We start from the raw sequence: 14,525 nt of genomic DNA, 5'->3' as shown, positions 1-14,525 counted from the left end.
TCGGCCCGGGCCGGGGGAAACCGCAGGTGGGAGGCGCGCGGGGGCGATTGTCAGTGGTGGCCCGTACGGTCGTTCGCATGACTGAGCAGGGGGTGCGCTGGACGGCGGACCAGGTGCTGGCACTGGCTCCTGACGCCGCGTCGCGCACGGCGGGAAGCAAGCTGGGCACGCCGGGGCCGTGGTCCGGTGCGGGCTGCGACGGGCGGGCGGTCTGGGGCCTGTGCCGGGGCAGCGGGAGCACGCCGTACCGCACGGTGGTGGACACCGAAGGGCCGGCGTCCTCGTGCAGTTGCCCGAGCCGCAAGTTCCCGTGCAAGCACGCGCTGGGACTGCTGCTGCTGTGGGCGGGGGACGTCGAGGGGGCGGCGGTCCCGGCGGCCGGCGGCGTGCCGGACTGGGCGGAGGGCTGGCTCGCGGCCCGGCGGGAGCGTGCGGAGGCGGCCCGGACCGGACCGGCTGCGGGCCCCGCCGACCCGGAGGCCGCGCGCCGCCGGGCGGAGCGCCGGGCGGCCCGGATCACGGGGGGCGCCCAGGAGTTGGAGCAGCGGCTCGCCGATCTGCTGCGCGGCGGGCTGGCCTCGGCGGAGCGGGCGGGCTACGGGCCGTGGGAGGAGACCGCGGCGCGCATGGTGGACGCGCAGGCGCCCGGACTCGCGGCGCGTGTCCGGGAGTTGGGGGCGATACCGGGCTCGGGACCGGGCTGGCCGGTGCGGCTCCTGGAGGAGTGCGCGCTGACCCATCTCCTCGACCGGGCCTGGCTGTCGGCGGACCGGCTGCCCGCGCCACTGGCCGCGACGGTCCGCAGCCGCGTCGGTCTGACCGCCCCGCCCCAGGGTCCGCCGCTGCGGGACCACTGGCTGGTGCTCGCCCAGTACGACACGGCGGACGGGCGTCTGACGACCCGTCGCATCTGGCTGCACGGCCGCGACAGCGGGCGCACGGCCCTGCTGCTCTCGTTCGGCGCTGCGGGCCGCGCGCCCGAGCTGGCCCTGCCGGTCGGCGCCGTCCTGGACGCCGGGCTGCGCCCGTACGGCTCGGGCGGCGGTGTGCGCGCCGAGCTGGTGGAGCGGTTCGGCCCGCCCGTCCCGACCGGCCCGCCGCCGGAGGGCACCCCGGTGGGCGCCGCCCTCGACGCGTACGGACGCGCGTTGGGCGAGGACCCCTGGCTGGACTCCTGGCCGGTCACCCTGGCCTCCGTGGTCCCGGCCCGCGCGGAGTACGGCTGGCAGCTCGCCGACGCGGAGCCGCCCGGCCCGGCACCGGGCGAGGCCTCGGGCGAGGCCCCGGAGCGCGAGGCGATACCGCTGACCCGCGCCGCCCAGCGGCAGCCCGGCCTCTGGCGCCTGCTCGCCCTCTCGGGCGGCGCCCCGGTCCGCGTCTTCGGCGAGATCGGCCACCAGGGCTTCACCCCCCTGTCGGCCTGGTCGCCGGAGGCCCCCGGGGAGACGGTGCCCCTGGTGTAGCGAAGGCCGCCCGCGCCGGCCGGGCCGTGGCACGGGCCTGGCCTACCGCACCCGCCCCGACCACCCCTGGAGGAGTTCATGGACGCCTGGGAAGACCTCGTCACGTCGGCGCTGCTGGGCACCGACCGGAAGCCGCTCGCGCGCGGGGGCGGCGGGGACGCCGCGCCGGTCGCGCTGCTCGACGCCGCCGCGGTGCACACCGTACGGCGCAGGGCGGGGCTGCGGCCCGGGCCGGCGGCGCCGCCGCTGGAGGCGGCGCCCGAGGACGACCGGCCGACGCTGCCGGCTGCGGCCCGGCGGCGATTGGGGCAGTTGCTCGCGGGCCGGGCCGCGCCCGCGCCGGCCGGGGGGCGGCGCGGGGCGGCACCGGACCTGGCCGAGCTGCTGCCGCAGTGGCTGGCCGCGGCGAACGAGCGGGGCTGTCGCGCGCCGGCCGCCGCGCTGCCCGCGCTGCTGGACGCGGCCCGGGCCCGGACCGATCTGCGGCCCCAGGCGCTGGCGTTCGCCGGGCCCCGGGGCCTGTGGCTGGCCCGGTTGAACCCGGAGTGGAAGTTCGCGCTGCGCGGCACGCCGGGGGCCGGCGCGGGGGCGCTGCCCGATCCGGCCGACCGGGCGGCGGTGCTCGCGCTGTGGGAGGAGGGCCTGTTCGCGGAGCGGGTGGCGCTGCTTGCCGCCGTGCGGGCCCACGACCCGGCGCGGGGCCGGGAGTTGCTGGCCTCGACCTGGGCGGCGGAGCGGGCCGAGGACCGGCTGATGTTCCTGGACTCGCTGCGGGCGGGGCTCGGCCCGGCGGACGAGAAGTTCCTGGAGGCGGCCCTGTCCGACCGCAGCCGTAACGTACGGGCGACGGCCGCCGAGCTGCTGTCCGCACTGCCCGCGTCCGCGCTGGCCCGCCGGATGGCGGGGCGCGCCGTGTCGTGCGTGTCCCTGGACCGGACGCGGGGCGCGGAGACGATCGTGGTGGAGGCGCCGCACGAGTGCGACGCGGGCATGCGGCACGACGGGGTGGTGCCGACGCCGCCCACCGGGCGGGGCGAGCGCTCCTGGTGGCTGGGCCAGCTGGTGGAGGCGGCGCCGCTGGACTGCTGGCCGGCCCGGTTCGGCGGGCGGTCGCCGGAGGAGATCGTGGCGCTGCCGGTCGCGGACGACTGGCAGACCGAGCTGCACGCGGCCTGGTGCCGGGCCGCCGTCCGGCAGCGGGACGCGGCCTGGTCGCGGGCGCTGCTCGGTTCCCCGGCGGCCCCGCAGGCCACCGGGCCCGGCACGTCCTCGCTGGCGGAGCGGGCGCAGCTGCTGTCGACGCTGGCCGCGCCGGAACGGGCCGAGTGGGTGGCCTCGTTCATCGCGGCGCACGGCCTGTCGGAGGCGTTCCAGTTGCTCGGGGTGTGCACGGTGCCGTGGGCGGCGCCGCTCGGCCGGGCGGTCGTGGACGCCCTGGACATCGCCCGGGACGCCGGCAGCTATCCGTGGAGCTTCAGCGGGGTAATGGGGCTGGCCGAGCGGTGCCTGTCGCCGGACACGGTGCCGCAGCTCGCGGCGCTCACCGCCCTGTCCGCGGAGCCGGAGGACGCCTCACCGGGCGCCGCGGGCTACTGGTCGGAGGCCTTCCAGCGGCTGGTGTCCACCCTGGAGCTCCGGGCGGCGATGCACGCCGAACTGGCCGGGCCCCTCCCCGGCGAACCGACGCGGGAGGAGAGGGCGGCACGGCCCGGGGTCCGGGGACCCCGGGCATGACGGGGGGACGGGCGGGCCGTCAGGCGGTGGCCACGCGCACGTTGGCGTTGACCCACTCCACGATCGCGGCGGTGGTGGCGCCCGGGGTGAAGATCTCGGCGACGCCCTTCTCCTTGAGCGGCGCGATGTCGTCGTCCGGGATGATGCCGCCGCCGAAGACCTTGATGTCCTCGGCGTCGCGCTCCTTCAGCAGCTCCAGGACCTTCACGAAGAGCGTGTTGTGCGCGCCCGAGAGGATGGACAGGCCGATCGCGTCGGCGTCCTCCTGGATGGCGGTGTCGACGATCTGCTCGGGCGTCTGGTGGAGGCCCGTGTAGATGACCTCCATACCGGCGTCGCGCAGCGCCCGCGCGATCACCTTGGCCCCGCGATCGTGGCCGTCGAGACCCGGCTTGGCAACCACCACGCGGATCGGACCGGTCACACCCATCACTGCCTCCACATGCGACCCCCGCGCTTCTTTGCCGGGGAGGTGAACGAACGTTATCGCCAGCATCCCGCACGCGCCCGTTTCGCGGTGGACAGCGAGGGGGAAATCACACGTGGGACATGGATCGCTCCCCGGAGGAGCCGCAGCGGGGTCGCCGTACACCCGTGCCGTCGGCCGCACGGCACGGGTGTACGGCGCACCGCCGTACGGGACGGAGGTCGGCGATGGAGCTGTTCCCCACCGCGCTCGCCGACCGGATGAAGGCCACCGCCCTGGAGCTCGCCGTCCTCGCGGGACATCTGGTCCTCTACCCCTCGGGACTCGTCGGCGAACGCCGCGCGGCCCCGGACCCCGACCCCGGCGCGGACGCGGACCCGCCCGCGAGGACCGGTCCGGCCTCCCGTCCGGTGGTGCTGCTGCACGGCTTCGTCGACAACCGTTCGGTGTTCGTCCTGCTGCGCCGCGCCCTCGCCCGGCACGGCCGTGACCGGGTCGAGTCACTCAACTACTCCCCGCTCACCTGCGACCTGCGCGCCGCCGCCGAGCTGCTCGACCGGCGGGTGACCGAACTGCTGGCCCGCACCGGGCACACCGAGGTCGATCTGGTGGGCCACAGCCTGGGCGGACTGATCGCCCGTTATTACGTACAGCGCCTGGGCGGTGACGCCCGGGTGCGCACCCTGGTCATGCTGGGCACCCCGCACTCCGGCACCACGTTCGTGCCGCTGGCGGTGGCGGACGCGCATCCGCTGGTGCGCCAGATGCGGCCGGGTTCGGAGGTGCTGCGCGAGCTCGCGGGCCCGGCGCCGGGCTGCCGCACCCGATTCGTGAGCTTCTGGAGCGATCTGGACCAGGTGATGGTGCCGGTGGAGACGGCGCGGCTCGACCACCCGGACCTGATCGTGGAGAACGTGCGGGTGAGCGGGATCGGACACCTGGCGCTGCCGGTCCATCCGGCCGTCGCGGGCGGGATCCTGCGCGCGCTGGACGAGGAGGGCCCGGCGGCCGGCGCGCGGGACGGTGCGACGGGAGCGTCCTCGGTGGCCTGACGGCCGCGGCCACCCCCGCCGGCCGCCGCCGCCCACCCCCGGAGCCGGTCGACCGGAGGATCAGCATCCGGCTGACGACCCGTCAGAACATGTCCGTTCTTCGAACGTTCTTCGAACACAGAGCCAAAGCTCTCCCCACTACCCACCGAAAGGCGGCCGATTGCCCGGTTCCGGGCGGCTCGAAACACCTCGAAGATTGTCCGCCGCGCGTACCGCCGGGTACAGTCACGCCACTGCTTGACCCCTTGCGTGACCCTTGCTTGACCCCCTGCTGCCGAGGCGAGAGAGAAGTTGGTGAACGACCAGCACCCCCACGCCGGGTACGTCACGGACGCCACCCAGACCACGGGCAGCTTCGCCGTCGACCCCCTCTTCGGCACCGGTGCCACCGGCACCGAGTACGCCTACGACTACGGCTACGAGGCGGGGCAGAGCGGCTACGCCGACTACGCCGCGCACCCCGACCACAGCGGGCAGTGGGACACCGGCGGCCACGCCTCGTACCCGGCCACCGGCCAGTGGGACGCCTCCGCCTGGACCGAGGCCCAGCAGGCCGCCCCGTACGAGGCCGCCGCCTTCGCCTCGTACGACACCACGGGTCAGTGGACGACCCCGGGCTACGAGACCGGCGCCTACGACGCCACCGCCTGGAACCAGGTCGCGGCCGAGCCGGTCGTCCCCCAGCAGTACACACCCGATCACACCGCGGAGTTCTCCGCCACCGAATTTCCCGCCGCCGAGTACGCGACCTCCGAGTACGCGTCCCCCGAGTACGGCGCCGCGTACGACTCGGGCTACGGCTACGCCGCGTACTCCGAGCAGACCGCCGTCCACTCCGAGCACGGCGCGTACACCGAATACAGCGAATACGCCGAGTACACCGGCGCGCAGCAGGCCGAGCACGCGGACTACGCGCCGGCGGCCCACGAGGGCGGGGCCGAGGCGGAGGCCGCGCGGGAGCACGACGAGCCGGGTGCCGGCCCCGACGGCGGCGCCGCCGACGCCTTCCACGACGCCGAGACCATGATCGCCCTGGAGATCGACGCCGCCGAGCTCGCCGGCGCCCAGGCCGCGGCCGGTGCGGCCGGTGCCGAGCTGCCGGCCCGCCCGGTGCGCCGCGCCGGCGGCGGCAGCCGTGGCCGGCGCCGTACGCCCGCCAAGCGTTCCGCGCTCCTCACCGTCGCCGTCCCCTCCGCCTGCGTGATGGGCGTCGCCGGCATCGCCGCCGCCTCGGTCAGCGGACTCACCGACTCCGGCGCCGACCAGAAGGACGACACGACCGCCCTCGCCGCCGCCGACCCGGCCTCGGTGCAGCAGGTCGCCGCCAACAGCAAGCTGGACACCCAGCTCGCCGCGCTCAGCGCCGACGCCCGCGACTTCGGCGACCGCGCCAGCCGCACCCAGGAGCGCATCGACCTGAAGCTGCGCCAGGAGGCGGAGAAGAAGAAGCGCGAGGAGGAGGCCGCCCGCCGCGAGGCCCTGCGCCCGAAGTTCATGCTCCCGGTGAAGCTGCACCAGCTCAGCGCCCGCTTCGGCCAGGCCGGCGTCAACTGGATGTCGCTGCACACCGGCATCGACTTCCCGGTCCAGTACGGCACGCCCGTGATGGCCGCGACCGACGGCACCGTCCGCACCCAGTGGAACAGCGCCTACGGCAACATGGCGATCGTGACCTCCCCGGACGGCACCGAGACCTGGTACTGCCACCTCAGCAGCACCAAGATCCGCTCCGGCAAGGTCAAGGCCGGCGAGGTCATCGCGTACTCCGGCAACTCCGGCAACTCCACCGGCCCGCACCTCCACTTCGAGGTCCGACCCGGCGGCGGCGCCGCGATCGACCCGCTGCCCTGGCTGCTCCGGCACGGTCTCGACCCGACCAGCTGAGCGCCCCACCGTAGACACCGTCATGAGGAAGGGCCCCGCCGATCACCGGCGGGGCCCTTCCTCATGGGCGAGCGGTCGTCGCTACAGCTTCTCGACCGGCGCGTACCGCAGCAGCAGCCGCTTCGGCTTCTCGCCGCCGAAGTCGATGGTCGCCTGCGCGTCGGCGCCCGCGCCCTGGACGGCCATGACCGTGCCGAGGCCGAACTGGTCGTGGGTGACCCGGTCGCCGACCTGGAGCGTGATCACCGGCTTGTCGCTGGTGCGACGGGTGGCGAAGCCGGACGGGCCGGAGCGGGAGCGCGAGGAGGACAGCGAGGACGTGATACCGGAGGTGGGACCGGCGGGCTTGGCCATCGGGCCGGTCCGCTTCCACTCCAGATACGCCGCCGGGATCTCCTCCAGGAAGCGCGAGGCCGGGTTGTACGAGGGCTGGCCCCACGCGCTGCGCATCGCGGAGCGGGTCAGGTAGAGGCGCTCGCGGGCGCGGGTGATGCCCACGTACGCCAGGCGGCGCTCCTCCTCCAGCTCCTTGGTCTGGCCGAGGGCCCGCATGTGCGGGAAGACGCCGTCCTCCATGCCGGTGAGGAAGACCACCGGGAATTCGAGGCCCTTGGCGGTGTGCAGGGTCATCAGGGTGATGACGCCCGAGCCCTCCTCGTCCTCGTCGGGGATCTGGTCGGAGTCGGCGACGAGCGCGACCTGCTCCAGGAACTCGGCGAGCGAGCCGCCCTCCTCGCCCCGCTCCTGCTCGAACTCCAGGGCCACGGCCGCGAGTTCTTGCAGGTTCTCGATGCGGGTCTCGTCCTGCGGGTCGGTCGACGCCTGCAACTCGGCCAGATAACCGGTCCGTTCGAGCACGGCTTCCAGGACCACGGCCGGTCCGGCGCCCGAGTCGACGATGGTGCGCAGTTCCTCCATGAGGGTGTTGAAGCGCTTGACGGCGTTGGCGGAGCGGGCCGCCATGCCGTAGGCCTCGTCGACCCGCTTGAGGGCCTGCGGGAAGGTGATCTTCTCGCGCAGCGCCAGGGCGTCGATCATCGCCTCGGCGCGCTCGCCGATGCCGCGCTTGGGCACGTTGAGGATGCGGCGCAGCGGCACGTTGTCCTCGGGGTTGGCGAGGACGCGCAGGTAGGCGAGGACGTCGCGGACCTCCTTGCGCTCGTAGAAGCGCACGCCGCCGACGACCTTGTAGGGCAGGCCGACGCGGATGAAGATCTCCTCGAAGACGCGGGACTGGGCGTTGGTGCGGTAGAAGACGGCGACGTCGCCGGCCTTCGCCTCGCCCGCGTCGGTGAGCCGGTCGATCTCGTCGGCGACGAACTGGGCCTCGTCGTGCTCGGTGTCGGCGACGTATCCGGTGATCTGCGCGCCGGCGCCCGCGTTGGTCCACAGGTTCTTGGGGCGGCGGGACTCGTTGCGCTCGATGACGGCGTTGGCGGCGGACAGGATCGTCTGCGTGGAGCGGTAGTTCTGCTCCAGGAGGATCGTGGTCGCGTCCGGGTAGTCCTCCTCGAACTGGAGGATGTTGCGGATGGTCGCGCCGCGGAAGGCGTAGATCGACTGGTCGGCGTCGCCGACCACGCACAGCTCGGCCGGGCCGAGGTCCTCGTAGCCGGTGCCGACGAGCTCCCGTACGAGGGTGTACTGGGCGTGGTTGGTGTCCTGGTACTCGTCGACGAGGACGTGGCGGAAGCGGCGGCGGTAGTGCTCGGCGACGTCCGGAAACGCCTGGAGCAGGTGGACCGTCGTCATGATGATGTCGTCGAAGTCCAGCGCGTTGGCCTCGCGCAGCCGCGCCTGGTACATCCGGTAGGCCTCGGCGAGGGTCTTCTCGAAGCCGTCGGCGGCCTGGTCGGCGAAGGTCTCCTCGTCGATGAGCTCGTTCTTGAGGTTGGAGATCTTGGCGCTGAAGGACTTCGGCGGGAAGCGCTTGGGGTCGAGGTCTAGGTCGCGGCAGACCAGGGCCATCAGGCGCTTGGAGTCGGCGGCGTCGTAGATCGAGAAGGAGGACGTGAAGCCGAGCCTCTTGCTCTCCCGGCGCAGGATGCGCACGCACGCGCTGTGGAAGGTGGAGACCCACATCGCGTTGGCCCGCGGGCCGACGAGCTGCTCGACGCGCTCCTTCATCTCGCCGGCGGCCTTGTTGGTGAAGGTGATGGCGAGTATCTGCCCCGGGTGGACGTGCCGGGTGCCCAGGAGGTGGGCGATGCGGTGGGTGAGCACGCGGGTCTTGCCGGAGCCCGCGCCCGCGACGATGAGCAGCGGCGAGCCGGTGTGGACGACGGCGGCCGCCTGCTGCTCGTTGAGCCCCTCCAGGAGCGCGGCGGGGTCCACGACGGGGCGGGGGGCGCCGTCGCGGTAGTAGGCGTCGCGGGGGGCCGGAGGCGCGTCGAAGTGCTCCCCGAAGAGGTCGTGCGGGACCTCCTCCGCGGCGGGGGCGCCGTGCTCGTCGTAGCCGCCGTGGTCCTCGGGCAGGGGCGGGGGCTCCTCCGCGTGGTTCTGGAGGCTCGCCAGGAAGCTGTCGTCAAAGAGGCTGTTGCTCATCGCCTATCGAGTCTAGGGCGCCGGACTGACAGCCGGTCCCCGTCCCTCGAACGGGGTCGCCAACGTGACCGCGATCTCACGGAGGGCGACGGTCCGGTTCAGGTCACGAAAATGTATCGGACATAAGGCGCACCGGGCTTCCCACCCGTCCCACGGCTCGCTAGCGTGCACGCCCAAGCAGCCCGTCCCCTACCGCACTCCACCGTCGGCGAACCACGCCGAGCGGGCGGCCCACGCCGTACCCGGCCCTCCCCCACGCCACTCGGGCCGTCGCGGGCCGGCGTCCACGGAAGGAGATGCCGGCCTTGGCGACCCATCGCAAGCCGCGCACCACCCGTCCCCACTCCCCCGCCGTCGGCGTCACGACGGCCGCGCTCGCCTCGGTGACCCTGCTGTCCGGGCAGAGCGCCCAGGCCGCGCCCGCGGCGCCCGCCGCTCCGGCGGCGCCCGCGCCGAAGCCCACGGTCGAGGAGGTCCGGGAGAAGGTCGACCGGCTGTACCGGGAGGCCGGCGTGGCCACCCAGGAGTACGACCGCGCCAAGGAGGCCACCGACCGGCAGCGGCGCGAGCTGGGCCGGCTGCTCGACGACGTGGCCCGGCGCACCGAGGAGATCAACACCTCGCGGCGCGAGCTCGGCGCGTACGCGGCGGCCCAGTACCGGGGCGGGGCGGTGGGCCCGACCGCCACCCTGATCTTCGCGGACAGCCCGCAGGACTATTTCGACCAGACCCACCTGATGGACCGCCTGTCGCAGCAGCAGCACCAGGCCGTCCGGACGTACGAGTCCCAGCGCGCCGCCGCCGCGAAGCAGCGGCAGGAGGCCACCCGGAGCCTGGCCGCCCTCACCGCCTCGCAGAACAAGCTGCGGCGCACCAAGCAGACCGTGCAGGGCAAGCTCGCCGAGGCGCGCACGCTGCTCGCGAGGCTGACCGCGGAGGAGAAGGCGCGGCTCGCGGAACTGGAGCGCCGGCGGGAGGCCGAGGCGCGCCGCAAGGCCGAGGACAAAGCCCGTGCGGAGGCGGCCGCGCGGGCGGCGGCCGAGGAGGCGGCGCGCAAGGAGGCCACTCCCACCCCGACCCCGGCCCCGGAGCCGACGCCCACGACGCCGTCGACCGGCGGATCCACGTACGCCGCCAAGGCCGCCGAGGCGCTGGCCTTCGCCCGGGCCCAGATCGGCAAGCCGTACGTGTGGGGCGCGACCGGGCCCGAGTCGTACGACTGCTCCGGCCTCACCCAGGCCGCCTGGCGCGCGGCCGGCGTCGACCTGCCCCGGACCACCTGGGACCAGGTGGAGGTCGGCACCCGGGTCGCCACCGCCGACCTGCTCCCCGGCGACCTCGTCTTCTTCTACGACGACATCAGCCACGTCGGCATCTACATCGGCGACGGCAAGATGATCCACGCCCCGAAGCCGGGCGCCTACGTGCGCGAGGAGTCGATCTACTACATGCCGATCTACGGCAGCGTGCGCCCGGCCTGAGCGCGAGCGGGGTCAGACCCAGAGGGTGGCGATGAAGATGTTCGCCATGGTCAGGCCGCCGACCGCGCCGAAGAGGACCTTGTCGACCTTCTCCTCGTCGCGCTTGACGTAGACCAGGCCGAGGATGACGACCAGGATGGCGAGCTTCACGCCGATCTTGATGTTGTTGACCGTGTGGTCCTCGGCCTGGTGTATGCCGACCAGGGCGATGCCGGTGACGAGCATGGTCAGCGCGCCGTGCAGCATGGCCGGGGTGAAGCGGGCCGTGCCGGCGCCCATCGCCTTCATCTGGGTGAGGAATCCGCCGAGCAGCGCGCCGATTCCGATGATGTGCAGGGCGACGAAGACATGAATGAGGACGTCCATGGGGCGGAGCCTAACCGGGGCCTTAGCAGCGGCTCCGGGGCGGGTCCACCTTGTCCCGCGCATCGGTCAGGGGGCTGCCGGAAGGGCCGTCCGAGCATCACCCCCGGCGGACGGGAACGGTCCCGAAACGTCATCCCGCGCCAATAGCGGTCAACGCCGGGCCCTCGGGCCGGCGCCAGGTTTAGCGTCCTCCCCCAGGTGGCCGGCTCCCCACCACCGCCGCACCCGGCGGCTGCCGGCCGCCCCCGCCGAGAAAACCGGCGGCGGCGCGTTCCCCTGTGCGGGCCGCCGCCGGCCCCGGCGGGCAGCGTCCCCCACAGGGAAAGGATGTGACCCGCCCTCGTGGCAGCACACCGCAAGCCCCGGCAGTCCCCGTTCGGCGGCCCGGCCGTCCGCACCGCCGCCACCCTGGCCCTGGCCTCGGCGGCCGGCGCGACCCTCTTCGAGGGCTCCGGGCAGGCCGCCCCCCGCCCCACCCCCGCCCAGGTCAAGGCCGAGGTCGACCGGCTCTACGAGGAGGCGGAGGCCGCGACCGAGAAGTACAACGGCGCCAAGGAGCAGGCCGACGCGGCACGGACCGCCTTCGACCGGCTGCGCGACGAGGCCGCCCGCCGCACCGAGCGGCTCAACCGCTCCCGCGACGCCCTCGGCGCCGTCGCCGCCGCCCAGTACCGCTCCGGCGGGCTCGACCCGGCGATCCAGCTCGCGCTGACCTCCGACCCGGACCAGTACCTGGAGCGGGCCGCGCTCGCCGAGAAGGCCGGGGACCGGCAGGCCGCCGCCATCACGGCCGTACGGCGCGAGCTCACCGCCGTCCGCCAGCTGCGGGCCCGGTCCGAGGACCGGCTGAAGGACCTGAAGGCCCACGAGGCCGAGCTGCGGCGGCAGAAGGCGGCCGTGCAGAGCAAGCTGGACGCCGCCCGGACCCTGCTCGCCCGGCTCACCGCCGAGGAACGCGCCCGCTACGAGGCCGCCGTCGCCGCCGGCAGCCACGACGCGGCGGGCGCCTCCTCCGCCGGCCCGGCCGCCGCGGACCGCGCCGACCGGGCGGGCACCGTGCGCGGACCGATCACCGCCCCGACCGGCCGTGCCGCGGAGGCGATCGCCTTCGCCCGGGCGCAGCTCGGCAAGCCCTACGTGTGGGGCGCGACCGGGCCGTCCGCCTACGATTGCTCGGGCCTGACCCAGGCCGCCTGGCGGGCGGCCGGGGTGTCGCTGCCGCGCACCACCTACACCCAGATCAACGCCGGCCGCCGGGTCTCCCGCTCCGAGCTCGCCCCCGGCGACCTGGTGTTCTTCTACTCCGGCATCAGCCATGTCGGCCTCTACATCGGCGGCGGCCAGATGATCCACGCCCCGCGCCCTGGCGCCCCGGTGCGGATCGCCCCGATCGACGAGATGCCCTTCGCCGGCGCGACCCGCGTGGGCTGATCCCGGCCCGGCCCGGCGCCCGCCGCCGGGTCAGACCAGCCGGCGGGCGGTGGCCCAGCGGGTCAGCTCGTGGCGGTTGGACAGCTGGAGCTTGCGCAGCACCGCCGAGACGTGGGACTCGACCGTCTTCACCGAGATGAACAGCTGCTTGGCGATCTCCTTGTAGGCATAGCCGCGGGCGATCAGACGCAGCACCTCGCGCTCCCGCTGGGTGAGCCGGTCGAGGTCCTCGTCCACCGGCGGGGCGTCGGTCGACGCGAAGGCGTCCAGGACGAATCCCGCGAGGCGCGGCGAGAACACCGCGTCGCCCTCCTGCACCCGGAAGATCGAGTCGACCAGGTCGGTGCCGGTGATCGTCTTGGTGACATAGCCGCGGGCGCCGCCCCGGATCACCCCGATGACGTCCTCGGCCGCGTCGGACACCGACAGGGCGAGGAAGCGCACCGGGTCCTCGGCCGCCGCCATCAGGCCGGCGCAGCGGCGCAGCACCTCGACCCCGCCGCCGCCCGGCAGGTGCACGTCGAGCAGGACGACCTCCGGACGGGTGGCGGTGATCACGGTGACCGCCTGGTCGACGTCGGCGGCCTCGCCGACCACCTCGACGCCCGTCACGTCGGTGCGGCCGATCTCGGCCTGCACTCCGGTGCGGAACATCCGGTGGTCGTCGACGAGCACGACCCGCACCCGGCGCCCCGCGTCCGCCGCCCCGTTCCCGGTCACGGTCTCGTCGTCGCTCATCCGTCCGCCCTCTCCATCTCCAGCTCCACTTCGGTGCCCCCGCCCGGCACGGATCTCAGCCGTGCCGATCCGCCGTTGCGCTGCATCCGGCCGATGATCGATTCTCGTACGCCCATCCGGTCGTCCGGCACCGCGTCCAGGTCGAACCCGGGGCCGCGGTCCCGCACGGAGACGAAGACCGTCCGGCCCTCCACCTCCGCGTAGACCTGCACCGCTCCGCCCTCGCCACCGTACTTGGCGGCGTTGACCATCGCCTCGCGCGCGGCCTGCATCTGCGCGCCCAGTTTCTCGTCGAGCGGGCAGTCGCCGACGACCACGACCTCCAGCGGCACGCCGTGCTTGTCCTCCACCTCGGCCGCCGCGCGCTTGACCGCCTCGGCGAGGGTCGTGGGCCCCTCGTCCTTGTCCTTGCCGGTGCCCTCCGGCTTGTACAGCCAGTTCCGCAGCTCCCGCTCCTGGGCGCGGGCGAGCCGGCGTACCTCGCCCGGGTCCTCGGCGTTGCGCTGGATCAGGGTGAGGGTGTGCAGCACCGAGTCGTGGACGTGGGCGGCGACCTCGGCCCGCTCCTGGGCGCGGATGCGCAGGGTGCGCTCCTCGCTGAGGTCCTGCGACATGCGCACCAGCCAGGGGCCGGCGAGCAGGGCTATGCCGGTCAGCACGGCGACGGCGGCGGTCAGGGCGGTGCCGAGCTGGGCGGCGGAGCCGCGGACCACCACGAAGACGGCGAGGCCGGTGCCGACCAGGCCGACGCCGACGAGGCCGCGCGCGAGCTGGAAGGCCCGGCGGCGCCGGCCGGGATCGGTCCAGCTGGCTCGGCGGGCGTTGTCGGCCTGCCGCCAGACGAGGACGACGCCGACGCCGATCAGCAGGGAGGGCCAGATGTAGCGGCCGGCCTGCCGGTCCACGTCGAGGTTGCCGACGAAGGCGGAGATGCCGAGGGCGAGCGCCATCAGCGCGAAGACCTGGCCGCGGTCGGGCTTGCGGAGCCGTTTGCGGCCGTCCGGGGTGGTCTCGAACATCGGGCGGGGCGCGGAGCGCCCGCCGACGCCGAGCGGGACGACGATCCAGAACACCGCGTAGAGCAGTGCGCCGAGGCCGTCGGCGAGCATGAGGGCCACGAAGAACGCGCGCACCCAGATCACCGGCAGGCCGAGGTGCCCGGCGAGACCGCGCGCGACACCACCGAGCCACCGGCCGTCGGCGCTGCGGTAGAGCTTGCGCACGGGCGGTTCGTCGAGTTCGGTGACACGAGCGGTTGCGGACATGCACCGATCGTCACACGTTCGGCGCCCCTCGGACATCAGGGTCGGCCCGGATATCGGCCCCGGAACCGTCTCGGGGTGCGGGCCGCCGGGAAGATCAGGGTCAAGGCAGGGTCGGTCCCGGTGCCGCCAAAGGTCACGGG

Annotated in this window: 11 protein-coding genes; 6 read left to right on the top strand and 5 right to left on the bottom strand. The window is 74.3% G+C overall.

Annotated features, from left to right (window positions below; translation table 11 throughout):
• Positions 1-77: 77 nt before the first annotated feature.
• Positions 78-1,463 carry an SWIM zinc finger family protein gene (locus tag ACIGW2_RS02935; protein ID WP_399840704.1) on the top strand — a complete coding sequence of 462 codons (1,386 nt, stop codon included), beginning with the start codon at positions 78-80 and terminating at the stop codon, positions 1,461-1,463.
• A 78-nt stretch (positions 1,464-1,541) separates the two neighbouring features.
• A complete protein-coding gene (locus ACIGW2_RS02930; protein WP_399840702.1) occupies positions 1,542-3,197 on the top strand; it encodes a DUF5691 domain-containing protein in 1,656 nt (551 codons plus the stop codon).
• 19 nt (positions 3,198-3,216) lie between these two features.
• On the opposite strand, the gene ACIGW2_RS02925 is transcribed toward ACIGW2_RS02930, so the two are convergent.
• On the bottom strand, positions 3,217-3,627 hold the full coding sequence (locus ACIGW2_RS02925; RefSeq protein WP_356074004.1) for a cobalamin B12-binding domain-containing protein: 411 nt from the start codon (positions 3,625-3,627) through the stop codon (positions 3,217-3,219).
• 224 nt (positions 3,628-3,851) lie between these two features.
• Between ACIGW2_RS02925 and ACIGW2_RS02920 the strand changes: the two genes are divergently transcribed.
• Positions 3,852-4,676 carry an esterase/lipase family protein gene (locus ACIGW2_RS02920; protein ID WP_399840700.1) on the top strand — a complete coding sequence of 275 codons (825 nt, stop codon included), beginning with the start codon at positions 3,852-3,854 and terminating at the stop codon, positions 4,674-4,676.
• Between the two features lie 294 nt (positions 4,677-4,970).
• Positions 4,971-6,560, top strand: coding sequence for a peptidoglycan DD-metalloendopeptidase family protein (locus tag ACIGW2_RS02915; protein WP_399840699.1), 1,590 nt, complete (start codon positions 4,971-4,973; stop codon positions 6,558-6,560).
• A gap of 81 nt (positions 6,561-6,641) precedes the next feature.
• Here ACIGW2_RS02915 and pcrA read toward each other — a convergent pair whose 3' ends face one another.
• Positions 6,642-9,104 carry a DNA helicase PcrA gene (gene pcrA / locus ACIGW2_RS02910; RefSeq protein ID WP_391653133.1) on the bottom strand — a complete coding sequence of 821 codons (2,463 nt, stop codon included), beginning with the start codon at positions 9,102-9,104 and terminating at the stop codon, positions 6,642-6,644.
• A gap of 296 nt (positions 9,105-9,400) precedes the next feature.
• Here pcrA and ACIGW2_RS02905 point away from each other — a divergent pair, with 296 nt between their 5' ends.
• Positions 9,401-10,585: an NlpC/P60 family protein gene (locus ACIGW2_RS02905; protein ID WP_391653135.1), complete on the top strand. Its 1,185-nt coding sequence runs from the start codon at positions 9,401-9,403 to the stop codon at positions 10,583-10,585.
• A gap of 12 nt (positions 10,586-10,597) precedes the next feature.
• Here the strand turns inward: ACIGW2_RS02905 and ACIGW2_RS02900 are convergent, their stop codons facing one another.
• Positions 10,598-10,951 carry a hypothetical protein gene (locus tag ACIGW2_RS02900; RefSeq protein WP_391653136.1) on the bottom strand — a complete coding sequence of 118 codons (354 nt, stop codon included), beginning with the start codon at positions 10,949-10,951 and terminating at the stop codon, positions 10,598-10,600.
• 342 nt (positions 10,952-11,293) lie between these two features.
• Between ACIGW2_RS02900 and ACIGW2_RS02895 the strand changes: the two genes are divergently transcribed.
• Positions 11,294-12,382 carry an NlpC/P60 family protein gene (locus ACIGW2_RS02895; RefSeq protein WP_391653137.1) on the top strand — a complete coding sequence of 363 codons (1,089 nt, stop codon included), beginning with the start codon at positions 11,294-11,296 and terminating at the stop codon, positions 12,380-12,382.
• 30 nt (positions 12,383-12,412) lie between these two features.
• On the opposite strand, the gene ACIGW2_RS02890 is transcribed toward ACIGW2_RS02895, so the two are convergent.
• Both ACIGW2_RS02890 and ACIGW2_RS02885 read right to left on the bottom strand, forming a co-directional pair.
• Positions 12,413-13,120, bottom strand: coding sequence for a response regulator transcription factor (locus ACIGW2_RS02890; RefSeq protein ID WP_361575384.1), 708 nt, complete (start codon positions 13,118-13,120; stop codon positions 12,413-12,415).
• The gene (locus tag ACIGW2_RS02885) at positions 13,117-14,385 is read right to left on the bottom strand and encodes a PspC domain-containing protein (protein WP_399840696.1); all 1,269 of its coding nucleotides are present in this window, start codon (positions 14,383-14,385) and stop codon (positions 13,117-13,119) included. The genes ACIGW2_RS02890 and ACIGW2_RS02885 overlap by 4 nt, the downstream gene beginning before the upstream one ends.
• Between the last annotated feature and the right edge of the window lie 140 nt (positions 14,386-14,525).

It is taken from the genome of Streptomyces sp. NPDC053541 (genome assembly GCF_044544705.1).
Taxonomy (GTDB): Bacteria; Actinomycetota; Actinomycetes; order Streptomycetales; family Streptomycetaceae; genus Streptomyces.
This window is presented reverse-complemented; position numbering and strand designations above follow the sequence as displayed.

Bases quoted from the DNA above. Each gene is read 5' to 3' on its own strand.
- ACIGW2_RS02935 (WP_399840704.1), top strand. From the start codon at position 78: ATGACTGAGCAGGGGGTGCGCTGGACGGCGGACCAGGTGCTGGCACTG.
- ACIGW2_RS02930 (WP_399840702.1), top strand. From the start codon at position 1,542: ATGGACGCCTGGGAAGACCTCGTCACGTCGGCGCTGCTGGGCACCGAC.
- ACIGW2_RS02925 (WP_356074004.1), bottom strand. From the start codon at position 3,627: ATGGGTGTGACCGGTCCGATCCGCGTGGTGGTTGCCAAGCCGGGTCTC.
- ACIGW2_RS02920 (WP_399840700.1), top strand. From the start codon at position 3,852: ATGGAGCTGTTCCCCACCGCGCTCGCCGACCGGATGAAGGCCACCGCC.
- pcrA (WP_391653133.1), bottom strand. From the start codon at position 9,104: ATGAGCAACAGCCTCTTTGACGACAGCTTCCTGGCGAGCCTCCAGAAC.
- ACIGW2_RS02905 (WP_391653135.1), top strand. From the start codon at position 9,401: ATGCCGGCCTTGGCGACCCATCGCAAGCCGCGCACCACCCGTCCCCAC.
- ACIGW2_RS02900 (WP_391653136.1), bottom strand. From the start codon at position 10,951: ATGGACGTCCTCATTCATGTCTTCGTCGCCCTGCACATCATCGGAATC.
- ACIGW2_RS02890 (WP_361575384.1), bottom strand. From the start codon at position 13,120: ATGAGCGACGACGAGACCGTGACCGGGAACGGGGCGGCGGACGCGGGG.
- ACIGW2_RS02885 (WP_399840696.1), bottom strand. From the start codon at position 14,385: ATGTCCGCAACCGCTCGTGTCACCGAACTCGACGAACCGCCCGTGCGC.